Here is an 18,195-nt window from a genome sequence, read left to right on the forward strand (position 1 = left end):
GGAAAACATGGCAAACGACAGAAAACTGCTGACCGCAGACGCGGTCAACCTGAAGGCAAAGGTCAGAGCGGAGATGCTGCGGCGCAGCCGCACCGGCTCCGTGGCTGCCTACGGCGGCACGGATTATGACTTTACGGCGGTCCCCCAGGACGGCGGCCCCCTTCTGGGGGAGCACCTGAAAAAGAACCTTGTGCCCATGCAGGCGGTGAACGACGCGGACCTGCCCGTCTACCCCGGCCCCCTGACAAGGGAGGGGCAGGAGGCGATGGAGACAAAAATAGACGCCTGGAAAACCCGCTCCATCACGGACCGCAGCGCCAGCGACTGCAAAAGCAGCTGCACCGGGACCTGCTACACCGGGTGCACCACAGGATGTTATACGGGCTGCAGCGGCTGTTCGGGGTGCGGCGGGGCCTGTTCCAGCAGCTGCACAGGCACTTGTTCGGGCGGGTGTACCAGCTGTTCCAATACCTGCACCGGAGGCTGTATCAGCTGCTCCAACACCTGCACCGGCAGTTGTTCTGATAGCTGCACGGGAGGCTGTTATTACAGCTGCACCAAGAACTGTTCCTGGGACTGCTACAGCAGCTGCTCCGGCGAGTGTACCAGCTGTACGGGGAGCTGTTATTACAGCTGCACCAAGAACTGCTCCTGGGACTGCTACAGCAGCTGCACCGGGACGGCAAAATAAGAAATTGACGGAGGAAAATTATGTTTCAGGAATTATTGGACAAGGCAAGCCTGGTGGGCCACAAGATGGCCGTATACCGTATTTTGACAAAGGACGCCCAGACCCTCACGGCGGAAGACTTGGAAGAGCTTTCCGCAATGGTGTCTGAGGCGGCGGCTCTGGAATTCGTGGACAGCCGGTTCCTCCTGGAGGAGACGGCGCTGTCCCTGTACGGGCTGCTGGAAGGGGAGAAACCGCCGGAAAGACAGCGGTTTTACTCTGCCTGCGCCGCGGTGATGGGAGAGCTGGAAGGCGCGCTCCCGGAAGGGGAACTGGCTGGGCTGGCAGACTGCCTGGAGGCCTTCCGCGGGCTGCGGAGGGACGGTACGGCAGAGCTTCAGGAGTTTTACAGGGAGCTTTGCGGAAAGCTCGGGCGGCTTGCGCCGGGCCGCTACTGCAGGGGAATGTTCCTGCGCAGGACGCTGGACACCGTTATGCAGCTGGGCCGCTTCCCGGAAGTGCGGGGCATTGTGCAGGAGATTTCAGAGAACATCCTTTTGCTGGACGAAGACAGCTTTGAAAAATCAACCCGGCTGAACAACGAATTTATGCAGCTTTAAAGGAGAAAAAAATGGACCAGAAGAGGAAGGAACAGAGAATTCCCATTCCCGAGGACGTCTGCACATACCTGCAGATGCTCAAGTATGAGGCGGACGGGCTGCGGGTGCTGTGCGTCCAGGCGGCGGAAAGCGGACTGCCGGAGGAAAAGCAGGCGGAGCTGATCAAAAACTGCCGCCAGGCAGCGGCGGCCTGGCGGATGGCCCTGGACGAGCTTGTGTGCCGGCTTGTGCCCGGGGAAGAACTGGAAGGCGCCGTCTATTCCGTGGATTTCCTGCAGGGAGAGCTGAAACTGGGGAGGGCCTGCAATGGACAAGCCTAAGGGCCAGATGCAGTTTCAGGACCTGTACGCCAGGATGTATCCGGGAAAGGCGGTAAAATCGGTGACCTTCATCGTCACCCACCAGTGCAACCTGCGGTGCTCCTACTGCTACGAGACCAACAAAAGCGAGGCGCGCATGACAGAGGAGACTGCCCGGCGCTGTGTGGACCTGCTCTTCCAGGAGGACGAACGGGGGGACGGGCTGGTGACGCCGGAAAACGCGGACGGGCTGATTCTGGATTTTATCGGCGGGGAGCCCATGCTGGAAATCGGGCTCATTGACCGGATCGTCTCCTATTTTCTGGCGCAGGCGATCGGGAAAAACCACCGCTGGGCCACAAAATACATGATTTCCATGTCCTCCAACGGCACGCTTTACCGGGACCCGGCGGTACAGCGGTTTTTGAGGAAATACGACGGCAGGGTCAGCGTCGGCATCACCCTGGACGGGGACAAGGAGACCCACGACAGCTGCCGCAGGGACTGTTTGGGCTGCGGCTCCTACGACAGGGCGGCGGAGGCTTTCGCCGACCAGTGCAGACGCGGCCAGAGCGGCACCAAGTTCACCATTGCCCCGGGCAACGTGGAAAGGACGTTTACAGCCTGCAGGGACATGATGGAAAGGTTCGGGATTACGGAGCTCAACTGCAACTGCGTGTATGAGGAGGGCTGGGAGCTTTCTCACGCCGCGGTGCTGTACCGGGAGCTGAAGAAGCTTTCGGACTGGCTCATAGCTTCGGGGCGGTACAGGGACATGTATGTGTCTATTCTGGACTGGGAGGCGGGAACCCCGCTGCCGGAGACGGAGACCCAAAACTGGTGCGGCGGCACGGGGAAAATGCTGGCCTTTGATGTGGACGGGACGGTTTATCCCTGCCTCAGATACGCGCCCATGTCCCTGCCCAACCGCCCGCCCCTGCGCATTGGGGACGTGGACGCGGGGATTGCCCGCACGCGGGAGGACCGGAAAACAATGGAACTGCTGGACGGGATTACCCGCCAGAGCCAGAGTCCGGAAAAATGCCTGAGCTGTCCCATCGCCAGCGGCTGCGGGTGGTGCAGCGCCTACAATTATGAGGCCACGGGAAGCCCCAACCGGCGCGTCACCTTCCTCTGCCCCATGCACAAGGCCCGGGTGATGGCGATGGCCTATTACCACAACAGGATCCACCGGCTGCGGGGAGAAACGGAGCGTTTTCCCCTGAACATTCCCGAGGAATGGGCGGTGGAGATTGTGGGGCAGGAGGAATTTGAGGGGCTGCTGGAACTGGCTTCTCCCTGAAGCCTGAGCAGAAAGGAAGTGATGTTACGGACAGCACTGTAGTTGTGGCGCTGCTGTCCCTGGCGGGGACGTTTATCGGTTCCCTGCTGGGAATATTCGGCAGCGCGAGGATGACCAATTTCCGGCTGGAGCAGTTGGAAAAGAAAGTGGAAAAGCATAACCAGGTGGTGGAGCGCATGGCGGTGGCGGAGAATGCCATCAAGTCGGCGCATCACAGGCTGGATGATGTCAATTCGGAACTGGAACATATCAAAGGGGGAACTTGAATGGAACTGACGGGAATTGGAAGCGTGGCGGCGATTACGGTGATCTGCNGGCTTCTCCCTGAAGCCTGAGCAGAAAGGAAGTGATGTTACGGACAGCACTGTAGTTGTGGCGCTGCTGTCCCTGGCGGGGACGTTTATCGGTTCCCTGCTGGGAATATTCGGCAGCGCGAGGATGACCAATTTCCGGCTGGAGCAGTTGGAAAAGAAAGTGGAAAAGCATAACCAGGTGGTGGAGCGCATGGCGGTGGCGGAGAATGCCATCAAGTCGGCGCATCACAGGCTGGATGATGTCAATTCGGAACTGGAACATATCAAAGGGGGAACTTGAATGGAACTGACGGGAATTGGAAGCGTGGCGGCGATTACGGTGATCTGCTATCTGGCGGGGGTGGTGGTGAAGGCCACGCCCTTTGACAACAACGGACTCATCCCCATTGTCTGCGGGCTTTTAGGCGGGATTCTGGGGGTCGTAGGCATGCTCTTTATGCCTGACTTCCCGGCCAATGATTTTCTAACCGCCGCGGCCGTGGGCATCGTCTCCGGGCTGGCTGCCACCGGCGCCAACCAGATTGGGAAACAGCTGGCAGGCGGGAAGGAAAAATAAAAAAAGCGCCCCAGAGGGACGCTCGCTTATCCGGCTTTATGTTCCAGTGCTGAGAGACGTTGCTCCATGCGCTCCATCCGATGCTCCAGCTCCCACTGCTTTTCATGGGTCAGCTTGTAGCCGTCAAAGAGAGAATCAATCCGCTTGCCCACGCTGTTTTCTACAAACACCATCACTTCACGCTGGCTGGTTTGAATTTTGGTTTCCATCATGCCCATCAGTGTGTCGGCCTGCTGCTGCATGACTTCCATCAAGTCTTCTTTTTGCTGCGGCATGACTTCCATCATCCGGTCTTCTGACTGACTGATCAGCTGTGCAATTGCCTGCAAATCATTTTGATCCAACATCCTTATCACCATCCCTGAAGACAGTATAGCATTGAACGGAATACATTGCAAGACGAAAGGAGAGATCATATGGCGAATGAAAACAACACACCGGAAAGAGTACTGGAACTGGCCCGGGGAGAGCTGGGAGCCACCAGCGGGGACAAGTACATCCGGTACTATAACGGCATTACAGGCATCGGCCTGCCCTACGGGGTGGCCTGGTGCGCAGCCTGGGTGACCTGGGTCATGCGGCATGCCGGGGTGCCCGTGGACAGCGTGCTGAATTACAAGGGCTGCGCCACGGCCTCCGACTGGTTTGAGGCCAGGGGGCGCTTCCGCAGCAGGAAGAGCGGGTATGTGCCGAAGCCCGGGGACATCATCATGTACGAGTGGAACCCGGAGGACGAGGGCACCCCTTACGACGACGGGGACGACCACACGGGGATTGTGGAGTACGTGGAGGATGGGATCGTACATACCATCGAGGGCAATAACGGCGGACAGTGCAGGAGGGATTGGTGGAGCCTTTCGAACTCCTATATTTCCGGCTACTGCGTGCCGCTGTACAACATGGAAAACAAAAAGGAGGAACCGGATTTGACGGAGGCAGAGGCAAGGAAGATCGCACGGGGAGAGATTGAGAAATATTTTGCTGGACTGGCGGAAAAGCCCGCGCCCGGCTGGGCGAAGGAGGCGCTGGATTACGCCAGGGAGGAAGGGATCCTCAATGGCGACGAGGGCGGTCTGCGCCCGGAAAGCTATGTGAAGCGGGACGAGCTGGCCCAGGTGGAGCTGAACCGGGAGCGCCGCTACCGGGAAATCGGGGATGTGCCGGACTGGGCCAGGGACGCGGTGCAGGAACTGACCGGCCTGGGGGTGATCCTGGGCACCGAGGCGATTCAGGATGGAAAAGTCACCCTCAACATGAGCGAGGCGCAGCTGCGCGGGCTGGTCTTTATGAAGCGATATGTGGACACAAGGCTCGGCGGCAAAGAAGGGGGGAGGTGAGCGGCATGGCGGATAAAAGCGGATACGCGGGCCGGATCGGGAATACGGGAGCCCAGCAGGTGCAGGCGCCCTTCCAGGACAACGGAAAAAAGGGCAAGGGCATCGTGAAGCGCGGGGAAGACCTGAGAACGGACGGGAAAAGAAAAAAGGGCAGAGGATAACTGCCGGTATGGGATCCTGATTAGGGCCTGATGCCCGGGAGAGAGGAATAAAACATGGAAAACGAAATCGATTACGGGAAAGTATTCGGCACCGAGGGGGATTCCCCTGAGGAAGGCGCAGAAGAGCAGGAGGCCGCCGAACCTGAAGCCGGAACAGAACCGTCAGGCGAAAAAGGGCAGGAAACCGCCGAACCTGCAGACGATGAGACAGATCACCCGCAGCGGCGGCAGAGCCAGGAAGACAACCGCCGATATGCAGCCATGAGGAGACGGACGGAGCAGGAGGCCAGGGACAGGGCGTCCCGGGAAGTGGACGCGGCCATTGCCGCCGCGGGCATCGTGGATCCCCGCACGGGACGGCCCGTCCGCACCAGGGCGGAGCTGGAGGCCTGCCGGGCCGGAGGCCGGGTCCGCACCAGGGCGGAGCTGGAGGCCTGCCGGGCCGGAGGCCGGGCAGAGAAGGGGGGCGGGCTTGCCCCTGCGGAATACCGGCGGCCTGCAGGAGAGCCGCCGGAGGTGAAGGCGGCCCGCCAGGCGCTGGCGTACGCACAGGAGACGGAGATCCACAGGAAAGTAGAGGACCAGGTCAGACAGATTTCCCGGATGGACCCCAGCATCCGGGAGAAGGGGGACCTTTCGCGGCTTTCTTGCTATGAACAGATGTGCCGCATGGTGGAGAAGGGGTACGAGCTGGCGGATGCCTACAGGGTGCTGAATTTTGACGAGTTGCTGCGCCGGAATGAGGCGGCGGCCAGGCAGGCCGCGCTCAATTCTGTGAGCGGGAAAAGCCACATGGCCCAGAGAAAACCCAGAGGGGAGGGCGGCGCATATGTACCGCCGGACGTGGCGGAAGAATACCGCCTGTTCCTGCCCGGCATCACCGACGCTGAAATCCAGGCGCACTATAACCGGTACGCAAAGAGCAGGAAGGCGGACTGAGGAAACGGATGCAAGGTGAAGACCATATAACCATCAATGAAATATATTTTTAGAAACATAATGGGCCTCCTTGCTTTTTCGTTCTTTTTTGCGGGCCTGAAAAAGAGGCAGGCGGAAACAGCCCGTAAAAGCGAAGAGAGACAGCGCACAGAAGGCGGCTGGGGCAGGATATCCTTTCAGAAGGAGCATCTGAAGGGCAGAATACAGAAAATACACAGGAAATCCTCCTTCTCCCCTGAAGGATCTCTGCAAAACCAGTATATCACATACAGGGGAGGAGGGAAGGGGGTGATGGGGCAGTACAGGCGTTGATCCGGATCGGAACAAGGGGCATTGAAAATCTGGAAGGAGAGGAAGGACAGCGGCATGGCACAACAGAAAGGTTATGCGGGCAGGGTGAAGAACACAGGGGCGCAGAGCGTGAAAGCACTCTATTCCCCGGACAGGAAACAGCACGGAACGGTACGGCGCGGGGAAGACCTGCGCACAGGAGAAACGAAGAAAAAATGAGCGGAAAGCTGACGCCTCCGCACGATACGGGAAAGGAAGGAAACAGAATATGGCATTTCAAATCCATAAAACAGACGACGGCCGGGTGCCCGGCCTGGAGTACCTGCCCTGCGGGGCAATTGCGCCGCAGGCAGGGATGGCGATGAAGATGGCCTCCGGCAAGCTGGCGGCTGCTGCGGGGACAGACCTGCCCACCTATTTGAGCGTGGCACAGAGAACGGCTCCCTGTGAGGCAGGGGAGCTGATCCCCGTGCTGCGGGTACAGCCCGACACGATTTTTGAGGCGCCCGCGCCCTCCGGCTTTACCGCTGTCCCCGGGGACAGGGTGCAGCTGGGCGGCGACGGCCTGACGCTGAGCACCGCGGCAGGCGGCGCGGCCGAAGTGGTTTATGCGGGAGAAGACGTTGTGAGAATCCGCTTTGTGCAGGCCGCGGCGGCTGCCAAGGCGTGAGAGAAAAAAGGAGGAAGTAACCTATGGCAAATATCACTTTTATTGAGGGCTCCGGCCTTCAGGATTCCATCTTTGGCAAAAACCAGGCTCCGATCCGGATGTTCCTGGAAAAGAGAGGAGAAGCCTTTGAACAGGAGAGCATGGTCAAAAAGCTGTTCAGCATGGAGAACTCCAACCATTTCGGTGAAAAATTCACCACTATGACGGCGATGGAAGGCTTCCAGCCTGTGGGCGAGAATGGGGAATACCCAGTGGACGGCATGCAGGAGGGCTTCGACAAGTTCCTGGAACACATGACCTGGAAAAACAGCTTCACGCTCTCCCGGGAAATTGTGGAGGATGCGAAGGCAATGGATCTGAAAAAGAAACCCACCAGCTTTATCACCAGCTATTACCGCACCCGGGAAAAGTTCGGCGCGGCCCTGCTGGGCGGAGCAATGGCGGGGAAATCCGCCGTGAACTTCCAGGGCAGAAGCTTCTCCGCTACAGCCGCGGACGGCAAGAACCTGTTTGCCAAGGACCACCCTGCCAAGGTAAGCGGAAAGGCGCAGTCCAACCTGTTTGCGGACGCCTTCTCAGACGACGCGCTGGCAGCGCTGGAGACCGCCATGCAGAATTTCCGGGGCGACAATAACGAGATTCTGGACGTGGCGCCCGACACCATCGTCATCCCCAACCAGTACGAACTGAAAAAGGCCGTGTTCGCCACCATCGGCGCGGACAAGGATCCCAATACCGCCAACAACGGCTTTAACTACCAGTACGGCAGGTGGAACGTGATCGTATGGCCTTACCTGAACCAATACCTGGCCGCCGGAGCAGCTCCCTGGATGCTGCTGGACAGCCGCTACAACGAGGATTACGGCGGAGCCGTCTGGCTTGACCGCACCCCCCTGGAGGTGCGCAGCCGTGTGGACGAGGGCAACGACGCCAATGTCTGGCAGGGCTACGCCCGCTTTATCGCAGGCTTCAACGACTGGCGGTTCGCCGCCGTAGGCGGCATAACCGGCGGCACCCAGGCAGTTTGAGCAGCGTGACGGCAGCGTGACGCTGCACCCTGTGCCTTCCCCTTGAGGGGAGAAGGGAAACAGATTCCCTGTGGGAATCTGCTGGACGAGGTGGAAAATCTTACTCATACCGCAGCGGCAGAACAGAATACGGGTCAGAACCACCTCATCAGTCACCTCCGGTGACAGCTTCCCCTCAAGGGGAAGCCTTTGGTCTTAGCCATCCCCTTAAGGGGATGGCAGGGTACGAGGTTAGCAGATCGCTGAATGGAACAAAAGCCGGACGCTTCGGAGAATATCCGGCGTCCGGTTTTTGCTTATTACAAAGCAGGTAGGGGCGTCGGGGAGCGGGCCGAAGGTTTGAAGGAGTCCGAAGCCGGAAGAAAAGTCTTTGGCCTACCTTTCTTCAGAAAGGTAGGGGCGTCGGGGAGCGGGCCGAAGGTTTGAAGGAGTCCGAAGCCGGAAGAAAAGTCTTTGGCCTACCTTTCTTCAGAAAGGTAGGGGCGTCGGGGAGCGGGCTGAAGGCTTGAAGGAGTCCGAAGCCGGAAGAAAAGTCTTTGGTCCTACCTTTCATCAGAAAGGTAGGGGACAAAAGGAGGAAAAGATATGCCGGGAAGTTTGATGACGGCGGATACGTCGTTTCCGGATTTAAAGGGAAAAGAGAGTACGGAAGAGAAGTTTGAAACCATCACGGGGTACCTGTACCTGCTGCTGGAGCAGCTGCGGTACACGCTGTCGAACCTGGGGGAGGAAAACTTCAACGGGGCAGAGCTGGACCATCTGGGCAGGGTCTTTACCGGCCCGCTGACGGTTCGCGTGGAAGAGACCGAGCAGGGCGTGACCCAGCTGAGCGTCACGGTAGAGGGCGTGAAGTCCACGGTAAAGGGGCTGGACGGCAGGTTCTCTTCCGTAGAGCAGAGCGTGAACGGGGTCGTGAGCCGGGTGAACGGCCTGGACAACAGGTTTTCCTCTGTGGAGCAGGATGTGGACGGACTGAACATTCGCACCATTGGGGGCACTACCTGCATCACCGGGGACCATGTGAAGACGGGGCGGATTGTGAGCCAGAACGGGATGAGCGAGATCAACCTGAACACAGGAATGGCGTCGCTTTCCGGCAGCTACCGGGTGGTGGATCCGAACGGCGGGGCGGAGATCGGCGGGGTGAAGTACGACAGCAGCGGCGCCGGTACTTCCAGTGAGGCCAAAAACCGCATGTGGGTGTATACGAACGGCAATTGGGCCCTGAAGGTGCAGGCAGGCGGGAACCTGTCCCTGGAGGGCAGCAGCCTGGTGCACATACGCGGCCCTCAGGAGGTGACCGTCTCCGTGGGGGAGACTCGCTGGACCTTTGGAAAGTACGGCATCTATTATAACGACACGCTGGCGGTATCTCCGCTGGCAACGTAAAGGAGCGGAAGGTATGGGAAAACGGAAGAACAAAGGGAAGGAAACGGCGTGTAGACCCGCCGTATCCCCCGGAAGCTGCACGGAGACCCGGGGGGAGGCGCGGTTATGAGCGGACTGCCAAGCATGGTGCACGGGGACGGCATAAAGAAGAGTGTGCAGGTAAAATTCAAGGGTTACGACCACAACCTGGGGGCGGAAGAAGGCTCCCTGTGGGATATGGAAAACCTCTCTGGGGATTCGGCCCCGGTGCTGGCCCCCAGAAAACCCAGGTATCTGCTGCGCACTCTGGAAAAGCCCAACGGCCTGTATGCGGGGGAATCCCTCTGCTGGGCGGACGGCGGCTCCTTCTATGTGGACGGGGAGCAAAAGGGGGCTGTGGAGGACAGCAGAAAGCAGTTCTGCGCCCTGGGGGATTATCTGATCCTGCTGCCGGACAAGGCCTATTACAACAAAAGGACCGGGGAATTCGGCAGCCTGGAAGCCCAGTGGAGCGGCGGCGTCCGGTTTGAGGACGGCGTTTTCGCGGGGGAATCCGCCAAGGGGAACAGCATTGTTTCTACAGGGGAAGCCTTCCCCTTCTCCGTGAATGAGGCGGTGACAATTTCCGGATGCGGAGAAGAACGGAACAATAAGACCGCCGTGATCCGGGAGGTTTCGGAGGACGGGAAAACCCTGCGGTTTTATGAGAACAGCTTTCAGGTATGGAGCGGTGAAGCTGCCCTGAAGCGGGAAGTGCCGGACATGGATTTTCTCTGTGAGAACGAGAACCGGCTGTGGGGCTGCAAGGGCAGTACCATCTACGCCTCCTATCTGGGCAATCCCTTTATCTGGACCAATTTCGACACGGTCTCCACAGCCTGCTTCGCGGCGGATGTGGGCAGCGCCGGGGATTTCACCGGATGCTGCTCCTACCTGGGATACCCGGTGTTCTTCAAGGAGGACCAAATCTACAAGGTGTACGGCAGCAAGCCCTCCAATTTCCAGGTGATGGGCAGCGCCAGCCTGGGGGTGGAAAAGGGCAGCGGGAGAAGCCTGGCAGTGGCGGGGGAGAGGCTGTTCTACCTGTCCCGCTCCGGGGTGGTCTCCTACGCAGGGGGCGTGCCCCAGGTGATCTCCCAGGCGCTGGGACAGCAGCGGTTCCGAAACGCTGTGGGCGGCTCGGACGGCACGAAATACTATGTTTCTCTGGAAGACTCCCTTGGAGCCAGCCACCTGTTTGCCTTTGATACCAGGATAGGCCAGTGGTACCGGGAGGACGGCGTCCGGGCCCTGGAATTCGGCTGGGGAGGTGAGCTGTACCTGCTGGCGTCGGACGGGGGGCTGTGGCTTGCGGGAGACCCTCGGAGCATCCCCGAGGGGGCTGTGCAGGAGACACTCCAAAGCGCCGCGGAGTTTGGGGACTTTATTGAGGGAAGCCCGGGCAAGAAGGGGCTTTCCAAGCTGCTGCTGCGGGCGGAACTGGAGGCCGGTGCATCCCTCAGGGTGCTGGTACGGTATGACGGCGGTCCCTGGCGGCAGGCGGGACAATTGCAGGCGGAGAAAAAGCGCAGCTTCCTGCTGCCGCTGATTCCCCGGCGCTGCGACCATTACCGGATCCGGTTGGAGGGCACGGGCGGCTGGCGGCTGTTCTCCCTGACGCGGGAATTTTATTTGGGCACGGAGCTTTGAGAAAGGAAGAGTGTGATGGGGACTTATCGGTATGAAGATTTTTTAACTGCGGCAAAAGAAAAAAATATGGGAGTGGGCTCGGGCTTTTCCCAGGCGGACTGGAACCTGGCGGAGAAAAACCCAGACGCGGGCATGAGCATCCTCAATGCCAAGCTGGCCTACGGCAATGCCAAGACGCCGGAAGAGAAGGCCAAATATAACCAGATGGCGGAGCAGATCCGTTCGGCCTACGGGAATTACACCGGGGGGACCTCGGGGGCGGACTTCTATCTGAACAAGCCCTCCCCCGGAAGCTTTGACATGGAGGCGGCGCCCACATTTTCCTATGATGTGGAGGACGATCCGGTTTACGCGGCCTACCGGAAGCAGTATGCCAGGGAGGGAAGCCGGGCCACCCAGGACGCGCTGGGGACGGCGGCCTCCGCCACAGGGGGAATCCCCTCCTCTTACGCGGCCGCGGCGGCGTCCCAGGCAGGAGACTACTATGCCTCCCAGCTTTCGGACAAGGTGCCGGAGCTGTACCAGCAGGCGTATAACCGCTATTTGGGAGAGCTCTCCCAGTATAACACGGACCGGAACTTCCGGTACGGCCAGTATGTGGACGAGGTGAATTCCCAGACGGCGGACAGGCAGGAGGCGCTGCAGAACGCGCTGTACGGCGCCCAGTATGGGGATTACGGAAAGCTGGCCGAGCTGGGGTACGATGTGTCCAACATCCCCACGGAATACCAGAAGAGGTTTGACCTGGCGAACCTAGCCGGGCAGTACGGCGACTATGGGAAGCTGAAGGAGCTGTTGGGAATCAGCGCGGACATGCAGGATAAGAATATCGACCTGCTGTATAACCTGGCTCTCGCCAAGGCGCAGCTGGGAGATTACAGCTACCTGGACAAGCTGCTGGAACAGTATTTTTAAGAGAAGGCAGGGACATCCCCGGGGAAGCTTTCTTCCCCGGGGGACCGTTTCTGAAAAGGAAGGGGAGAAGAAAAAATGGCATATAAGATTGTAGGAGAAGGTGGAGGAAGCGGAGGAAACGGAGCGGACAAGGAACGAGAGGAACTTCAGGAGCTGGCCCGGGCGATTGTGGACGCGGCAAAGCAGGGGGCATGGACGGCAACGCAGGCTGTGGAGCAGCCCCGGCAGGAAAATGCTCCGCCCAGGCTTCCCTGGCCCGTGTTCCGGAGCCTGAAGCAGGACTCCTTCACCCGGGGCGGGGGTCCCCGGGGAGGCGGTGCGAGCCGAGGAAACGGCAGCTGGAGCCTGCCGGATTCCCCGGAGGAGAGAAGCAGCCGGGAAATACAGCGGAAAATGGAGGACGAGGCCAGAAAACGGCACGAGTACGAAAGAAGACGGGCTGAGGAGGAACGTCGCAGAAGGACTGCGGGCCCGGAGCCTGTTTTCCAGGGCTTTACCCCTGGCGGAGGCTCCCGGGGAGGCGGTGCGAGCCGGGACAACGGCAGCTGGAGCCTGCCGGATTCCTCGGAGGAGAGAAGCAACCGGGAAATACAGCGGGAAATGGAGGACAAGGCCAGAAAACGGCACGAGTACGAAAGAAGGTGGGCTGAGGAGGAACGTCGCAGAAGGGCTGCGGGCCCGGAGCCTGCTTTTCAGGGCTTTACCCATGGCGGAGGCTCCCGAGGAGGCGGTGCGAGCCGGGGGAATGACCCGTGGGGACAAGCGGAGCAGAGCCCTTTTATCAGAGGCGGGATCTCCGGCGGAGGCGGAGCGCGCCGGGGAGGCAGTCCGTGGGAGCAGGTTGCCTATCCCCCGGACGGAGCCGGATCAGGCGGCCCGGAGCAGGAGCTAACGGAGGAAGCGTCCCCAGAGAGAGAGGAGGAAGCGGAACAGGAAGAAAAAAGCGTCTCCCTGCCGCCTGTACGGCAGCTGCTGGCAAAGATTGCCGGAGCAGCAGGGGCAGGAATAGCAGGAGCGGCGGGGGCGGTAAATGCAGGAATCCAGGCGGCAGGAGCGGCGGGCCGGATTGCGGAAACTTTCCTGCGCCCCAAGGGCGTCAGCGATTGGGATTGGAGCTGGAGAGAAAGCGCAGCCCAAGACGCCAAAAACGACCTGGAAAAGAGCGCGGCGCTGTACAATGTGGGTCAGGCCAAACTGGACGCGGCGCAAAGAATTTCGGAAGAGCTGAACAGAAAGGTGGTCTTCGATGGGACGCTGCCGGTGGATAAGACAGGGGTAATCGACCCGGAGACAGGGACCATCCGGCTGAATGCCAGAGTGGGCGGCCCCGAAAACCTGCGTGACAACGCCGTACAATTGTTGGAGGAACAGCCGAAAACCGGCCTGGACAGCAGCGGCAGCCCGGGGTATAATGCAGGGGAAGAAGGGCTCTTCCAGGATACTGCGGGGGCTGGAGGGAACGGCCTCAATAAACAGCTAATGAATGAGTTGGCAGAAAGTGGAGTTAAGTATAACGCTGATGATGTCGTGATGATAACAAAAAATGCTGATGGAAAACTTCTATGGCTAGAAAAGGGAGGGGATTCTGCAGGGCTGAAACATATTATTGATAGACATACAGCCGATTTTACAGCAAAAGGCATAAATGACATACCAAAATTCCTGAATGAAGTCTTGAAGAGAAAGGCTGCAAAAGTGGGAATGGGAGCAAAAGGCCCCTTTGAAGAATATATAGTAAACGGAACAAGATATAGGGTAGCTTACGGAAATAATGGCTATATAGTATCATTCTTTCCGATTAAGTTGAGATAGGAGGAAGCGTATGCATAAGGTGATCAAAATCAATGAATTTGCAGCAACGAGAATGGTAGAACTTCAAAATGAGCTTACAGGCAATATCGATATATGTTTTGACGATTCAGCCCTGGTCAGCATAAATAATTTTGAATTTATGAAGGTCGGCAATCGTTATAGCTGCTTCATTGAGTTGTTTGGAGAGATGGCAGAGGAAGGAAATTCCGAAGCAGTAACATGTAAAATCATTTCTAATGAAAGGATTGGAAACGGAAATTTTTTGAAGGTTTTTGTAGGAAAGGAAATTTACTATGTCCCCAGAAGCCAGGTGGGGAGTATGCCAATGAAAGAGTTCCTGTTTGCCTACACGCGGAAAGATTTGATAAAGGTAGACGAGGTTATTCATGAGGATTTATTAAATGAATAATCCAGAAATATAAAAATTGAAAAATACAGTAGGAGAACTAAAAAAATCCATACAATGACCAATTTGCATTTTGAAGCCTATGGAGAATAGGGAATCTGTTGGGCTGAAGCCGGGATAGGAGAGCCGGAGTGCAGTTGAGAGGGGAGTGGCAAAATGCCGCTCCCTTTTTTGTGTGCGGGCCGGAGTTCTGCCTTGACAACGCCGCAAGGAAGTTGCAGGAACAGCCGCGAGCAACTTTGGACAGGGTTGGCCGCGTATGGCGGGTCTCTTTTCCCAGAGCCATTGACAACAATGTGAACATGCAGATATAATTGCACTGACTGAAAAATAAGGGATCGACTGAGACGGGAAGTGAAGCGGATTGGCAGTATCCATTTTGATTCCGGCGTTTAACCCGGATTTGAATCTGCCGGCCTATGTCAGGGAGCTCTGCGAAGCTGGATTTTCCCATATCGTTGTCATTGACGACGGCAGTTTCCAGGAAAAACAGGAAATCTTCCAAAGGCTTGAAACAGAGTACGGCTGTCTTGTTCTGAGGCATGCGGTGAATATGGGGAAGGGCCGGGCGTTGAAGGACGCCCTGAATTATTATCAGGTTTTCCTGTCAAGGGAATGCAGCGGGGTGATTACCGCAGACTGCGACGGCCAGCATACCGTAGAGGATATCCGCCGCATGGGACAGGCCATGGAGGAACATCCCGACAGCCTGATTCTCGGCGCCAGGGATTTCGACCAGAAAAGCGTCCCGGCAAAAAGCCGGGTGGGGAATAAGCTGACCAGGACGGTGATGAGGCTTTTCTACGGGGGAAAAATCAGCGATACGCAGACAGGGCTGAGGGCGATCCCCAATTCCCTGGTGGAGGAATACCTGACGCTGCCCGGGGAGCGGTTCGAGTTTGAAACCGCCATGCTCCTGACCGCGCTGCGCAGAAAAACCCGGATCGAGGAGGTGCCGATTCAAACGGTTTACCTGGACGGCAACAAGAGCACGCATTTTCGGCCCGTTGCCGATTCGTGGGCCATCTACAAGCTGATTTTGGGGACCTTTTTCAAATATTCCCTGTCCTCGCTCAGTTCCTGCCTCATCGACTTTGCGCTGTTTCAGCTGCTTTTGCTGGCCCTGGGCAGCCTGTCCTGGGAAGTGAAAGTGACTCTTGCCACAGTCGGGGCGCGGGTCTGCTCTTCGCTGTACAACTACGCTGTGAACAGGCAGCTTGTGTTCTCCCGGGGACGCCTGGGGAAGGGGACCTTCCTAAAATATTATATCCTCTGCGCGGCTCAAATGCTTTGCTCTGCGGGCGGCGTCCTGCTGTTCTGCCAATGGGCCAGGCTGCCGGAGCTCCCGGCCAAAATTGTTGTGGACGGCGTTTTGTTCTTTATCAGCTACCGGATCCAGCGGAACTGGGTCTTCGCGGAGAGAGGAGAGAAGGAAAAATCATGATCACTGCCCTGCGCATTCTGCTTTTGCTCTTGTCCATGCTGGGATTTCTGGCGCTGCTGGCGGAAAAATTCGGGGTGCGGATAGAATTTGCGCCTGCGGTAGTGTGCGCCGGCTTCAGCTCTGTGCTGCTGCTGGCGGGGTATTTCAACCTTCTTCCCTTCGCGGCGGGGGGGCTCTGGCTCACAGGCATTGCCCTGCTTCTCCTTTTCGGGAAGAAAGCGTTTTTTCACCGGCGCAGAAACTGTGCTGTTGTCCTGGTCTGGGCGGCTGTTCTGGGGTGGTTCGCCCTGCTGATGAAAAACGCCCACTTTGTGGAATACGATAACTTCAGCCACTGGGCCACCGTGGTGAAAGCCATGCTTCTGGGAAACCGGATGCCGAATTTTATGGATGAAATCATCACGTTCCAGTCCTATCCCCTGGGAAGCTCTGTTTTTGTTTACTATGTGTGCAGGATCATCGGGACTTCTGACGGGTGCCAGCTGTTCGCCCAGATCCTGATGATCGTAAGCTTCCTGACCGCCCTGCTGGTTTTTGCCGAAAAAGCGAAAATGGCCGCGGCGGTTCTCCTTGTGCCGCTGTTCACCGTTTCCAGCCTGGTGATGGGCGTCTCGTTTTTGAGCCTTCACGTGGATACGCTGATGCCTCTGGCCGGAGTGGCTCTGTTCTGCATGGCGGCCACGGCGGAAGGGGAGTCCGGCGTTCGGCAGGCGGTATGGGCGGCCATGCCTCTCTGCATTTTCCTGGTCAATGTGAAGAACAGCGGGATTTTCTTTGTTGTCGTTTACTGGGTTTACTGGCTCATCCAAAACCGCGCCTCTCTGGTTTCCCGAAGAAAAACAACCCTGTTGTTTGCGGGCTGCAGCGTTCTGGCACCCCTGGCCTCCATGCTGCTTTGGAAGCGGCATGTGGCCCTGGTCTTTCCGGCGGGGGCTGCCACAAAGCATTCCATGAGCCTTGCCTGGTTTTCCTCCGCCCTTGGGGAAAAGACGCCGGCGGACATGAGAGGGATTGGCCTTTCCCTGCTGGAGCGTGTGTTTTCCTGGCAGGATCCCTCCCTGTGGATCCTTTTGGCGGCGACGGTCCTGCTGCTCCTCGTCCTTGTGCAAAAACTTCTGAAACGGGAGTCCCCGCGTGTGCCGGTGCTCAGCATCGCGGCTGTTTGGGGAACCTGGCTGGTCTACCTTCTCTCCCTATACGGCATGTATCTTTTTTCCATGCCGCTGAAGGAGGCTGTGGTTCTGGCTTCCTTCGACAAATATATGAGTTCTGTGAATATCTTTATCCTGGGGGTTGCGGTCATCCAGACGCTGCGGTACTGGGCCGCGGACCGGATTTTCTGGAGCCTTGCCGTCGCGTGCGTCTGCCTGTTTCCCCTTTATCCCTTCCGGGAGAACCTGCCCCGGCTGGTGATCAGGCAGGATTATGAAAGCACAGGGCGCTGTCAATATCAAAAGTTTCTCAGGGAAAACCGGGTGGAAAGCGGAAAATCCTACTTTGTCTACCGTTCGGAGGACGATTCCGGGTATCTTTTCAACTTGACGCGGTATGAGCTTTGGAGCTCTCATGTCAATGTGACAAGCGGCGAGGCCGGCCTGGCGCAGTATCGGGATCTCTTCCCAAGGTACGATTATCTGCTTGTCTGGAATCAGGACGAGCACATTCAAAACTATCTCAGGGAAGCGGGGCTGCAGGAATACATTTCCGACAAGCCCGCCGCAATTCCGATGAAATAGACGCGGACTGCAGCGCTGGTTTTTCCCGGATACCGCCTGCCTGTTGCAAAACAGCCTTTTATAAACGTCTTATACAAGTGAAACAGCAAATCCGAACCCATCGCCTGCCGGCGCAAGGTTCGGATTTGTTTTGTTTGGTGACCCATCGGGGCCCGGAGGGATGGATTGGCTGGCACCCCGCCCTACGGCTGCTGGAAAACGTGGGCCCGCCGAAACCCCACGCTCTAAAAACGTGCCACCGGCACGTTTTCTTAACGGGCTTTCGAATCCCCGATAAGCATAGAAAAAGGGAAGAAGCATGTGCCTCTTCCTCTCGCTTTTGGGGACCCATCGGGGCCCGGAGGGATGGATTGGCCGGCACCCCGCCCTACGGCTGCTGGAAAACGTGGGCCCGCCGAAACCCCACGCCCTAAAAACGTGCCACCGGCACGTTTTCTTAACGAGCTTTCGAATCCCCGATAAGCATAAAAAGAGGAAGAAGCATGTGCCTCTTCCTCTCGCTTTTGGTGACCCATCGGGGCCCGGAGGGATGGATTGGCTGGCACCCCGCCCTACGGCTGCTGGAAAACGTGGGCCCGCCGAAACCCCACGCCCTAAAAACGTGCCACCGGCACGTTTTCTTAACGGGCTTTCGAAT

21 protein-coding genes are annotated in these 18,195 nt (G+C 58.0%); 20 read left to right on the plus strand and 1 reads right to left on the minus strand.

The features are described from left to right. Positions 1–7: 7 nt before the first annotated feature. From BN3911_RS01815 to BN3911_RS01845, 7 genes are all read left to right on the plus strand, one after another. Positions 8–691: a hypothetical protein gene (locus tag BN3911_RS01815; RefSeq protein ID WP_066860605.1), complete on the plus strand. Its 684-nt coding sequence runs from the start codon at positions 8–10 to the stop codon at positions 689–691. A 20-nt stretch (positions 692–711) separates the two neighbouring features. Then, on the plus strand, positions 712–1,290 hold the full coding sequence (locus BN3911_RS01820) for a hypothetical protein (RefSeq protein ID WP_066860608.1): 579 nt from the start codon (positions 712–714) through the stop codon (positions 1,288–1,290). 11 nt (positions 1,291–1,301) lie between these two features. After that, positions 1,302–1,610 carry a hypothetical protein gene (locus BN3911_RS01825; protein ID WP_066860611.1) on the plus strand — a complete coding sequence of 103 codons (309 nt, stop codon included), beginning with the start codon at positions 1,302–1,304 and terminating at the stop codon, positions 1,608–1,610. Then, complete coding sequence (locus tag BN3911_RS01830; RefSeq protein ID WP_066860614.1) at positions 1,597–2,892, plus strand: radical SAM peptide maturase, CXXX-repeat target family; 1,296 nt, start codon at positions 1,597–1,599, stop codon at positions 2,890–2,892. The genes BN3911_RS01825 and BN3911_RS01830 overlap by 14 nt, the downstream gene beginning before the upstream one ends. Before the next feature lie 44 nt (positions 2,893–2,936). Continuing rightward, on the plus strand, positions 2,937–3,158 hold the full coding sequence (locus BN3911_RS01835; RefSeq protein WP_242871057.1) for a hypothetical protein: 222 nt from the start codon (positions 2,937–2,939) through the stop codon (positions 3,156–3,158). Between the two features lie 106 nt (positions 3,159–3,264). Then, positions 3,265–3,486, plus strand: coding sequence for a hypothetical protein (locus BN3911_RS01840; RefSeq protein WP_242871057.1), 222 nt, complete (start codon positions 3,265–3,267; stop codon positions 3,484–3,486). Beyond that, positions 3,487–3,762: a phage holin family protein gene (locus BN3911_RS01845; protein ID WP_066860620.1), complete on the plus strand. Its 276-nt coding sequence runs from the start codon at positions 3,487–3,489 to the stop codon at positions 3,760–3,762. It begins immediately after the preceding gene. Between the two features lie 26 nt (positions 3,763–3,788). On the opposite strand, the gene BN3911_RS01850 is transcribed toward BN3911_RS01845, so the two are convergent. After that, positions 3,789–4,109, minus strand: coding sequence for a hypothetical protein (locus tag BN3911_RS01850; RefSeq protein WP_066860624.1), 321 nt, complete (start codon positions 4,107–4,109; stop codon positions 3,789–3,791). Positions 4,110–4,178: 69 nt separating this feature from the next. On the opposite strand from BN3911_RS01850, the gene BN3911_RS01855 reads away from it, so the two are divergent. The 13 genes from BN3911_RS01855 to BN3911_RS01915 all read left to right on the plus strand — a co-directional run bounded on the left by BN3911_RS01855 (position 4,179) and on the right by BN3911_RS01915 (position 17,558). After that, positions 4,179–5,099, plus strand: a complete 921-nt coding sequence (locus BN3911_RS01855) for a CHAP domain-containing protein (protein WP_066860627.1) — start codon at positions 4,179–4,181, stop codon at positions 5,097–5,099. Positions 5,100–5,104: 5 nt separating this feature from the next. Continuing rightward, positions 5,105–5,260 (plus strand): hypothetical protein, encoded by a 156-nt coding sequence (locus BN3911_RS17100; RefSeq protein ID WP_154669689.1) that lies wholly within the window; start codon positions 5,105–5,107, stop codon positions 5,258–5,260. Between the two features lie 54 nt (positions 5,261–5,314). Next, complete coding sequence (locus tag BN3911_RS01860; protein WP_066860629.1) at positions 5,315–6,199, plus strand: hypothetical protein; 885 nt, start codon at positions 5,315–5,317, stop codon at positions 6,197–6,199. 366 nt (positions 6,200–6,565) lie between these two features. Continuing rightward, positions 6,566–6,709: a hypothetical protein gene (locus BN3911_RS17105; RefSeq protein ID WP_154669690.1), complete on the plus strand. Its 144-nt coding sequence runs from the start codon at positions 6,566–6,568 to the stop codon at positions 6,707–6,709. A gap of 49 nt (positions 6,710–6,758) precedes the next feature. Continuing rightward, a complete protein-coding gene (locus BN3911_RS01870; RefSeq protein ID WP_066860635.1) occupies positions 6,759–7,160 on the plus strand; it encodes a hypothetical protein in 402 nt (133 codons plus the stop codon). A 23-nt stretch (positions 7,161–7,183) separates the two neighbouring features. After that, complete coding sequence (locus BN3911_RS01875) at positions 7,184–8,188, plus strand: phage major capsid protein (RefSeq protein ID WP_066860638.1); 1,005 nt, start codon at positions 7,184–7,186, stop codon at positions 8,186–8,188. 585 nt (positions 8,189–8,773) lie between these two features. Then, the gene (locus BN3911_RS01885) at positions 8,774–9,577 is read left to right on the plus strand and encodes a hypothetical protein (protein ID WP_066860644.1); all 804 of its coding nucleotides are present in this window, start codon (positions 8,774–8,776) and stop codon (positions 9,575–9,577) included. A gap of 105 nt (positions 9,578–9,682) precedes the next feature. Further along, positions 9,683–11,245, plus strand: a complete 1,563-nt coding sequence (locus BN3911_RS01890; RefSeq protein ID WP_066860647.1) for a hypothetical protein — start codon at positions 9,683–9,685, stop codon at positions 11,243–11,245. A 15-nt stretch (positions 11,246–11,260) separates the two neighbouring features. After that, positions 11,261–12,160, plus strand: coding sequence for a hypothetical protein (locus tag BN3911_RS01895; protein WP_066860651.1), 900 nt, complete (start codon positions 11,261–11,263; stop codon positions 12,158–12,160). 75 nt (positions 12,161–12,235) lie between these two features. Next, the gene (locus tag BN3911_RS17340) at positions 12,236–13,972 is read left to right on the plus strand and encodes a hypothetical protein (protein WP_187127667.1); all 1,737 of its coding nucleotides are present in this window, start codon (positions 12,236–12,238) and stop codon (positions 13,970–13,972) included. A 10-nt stretch (positions 13,973–13,982) separates the two neighbouring features. Beyond that, positions 13,983–14,381, plus strand: a complete 399-nt coding sequence (locus BN3911_RS01905) for a hypothetical protein (RefSeq protein ID WP_066860653.1) — start codon at positions 13,983–13,985, stop codon at positions 14,379–14,381. Positions 14,382–14,742: 361 nt separating this feature from the next. Then, positions 14,743–15,822, plus strand: a complete 1,080-nt coding sequence (locus BN3911_RS01910; protein ID WP_066860655.1) for a bifunctional glycosyltransferase family 2/GtrA family protein — start codon at positions 14,743–14,745, stop codon at positions 15,820–15,822. Further along, on the plus strand, positions 15,819–17,558 hold the full coding sequence (locus BN3911_RS01915) for a hypothetical protein (RefSeq protein ID WP_066860658.1): 1,740 nt from the start codon (positions 15,819–15,821) through the stop codon (positions 17,556–17,558). The genes BN3911_RS01910 and BN3911_RS01915 overlap by 4 nt, the downstream gene beginning before the upstream one ends. Positions 17,559–18,195: the final 637 nt, after the last annotated feature.

This window comes from Neglectibacter timonensis (assembly GCF_900048895.1).
Classification (GTDB): Bacteria; Bacillota; Clostridia; order Oscillospirales; family Acutalibacteraceae; genus Acutalibacter; species Acutalibacter timonensis.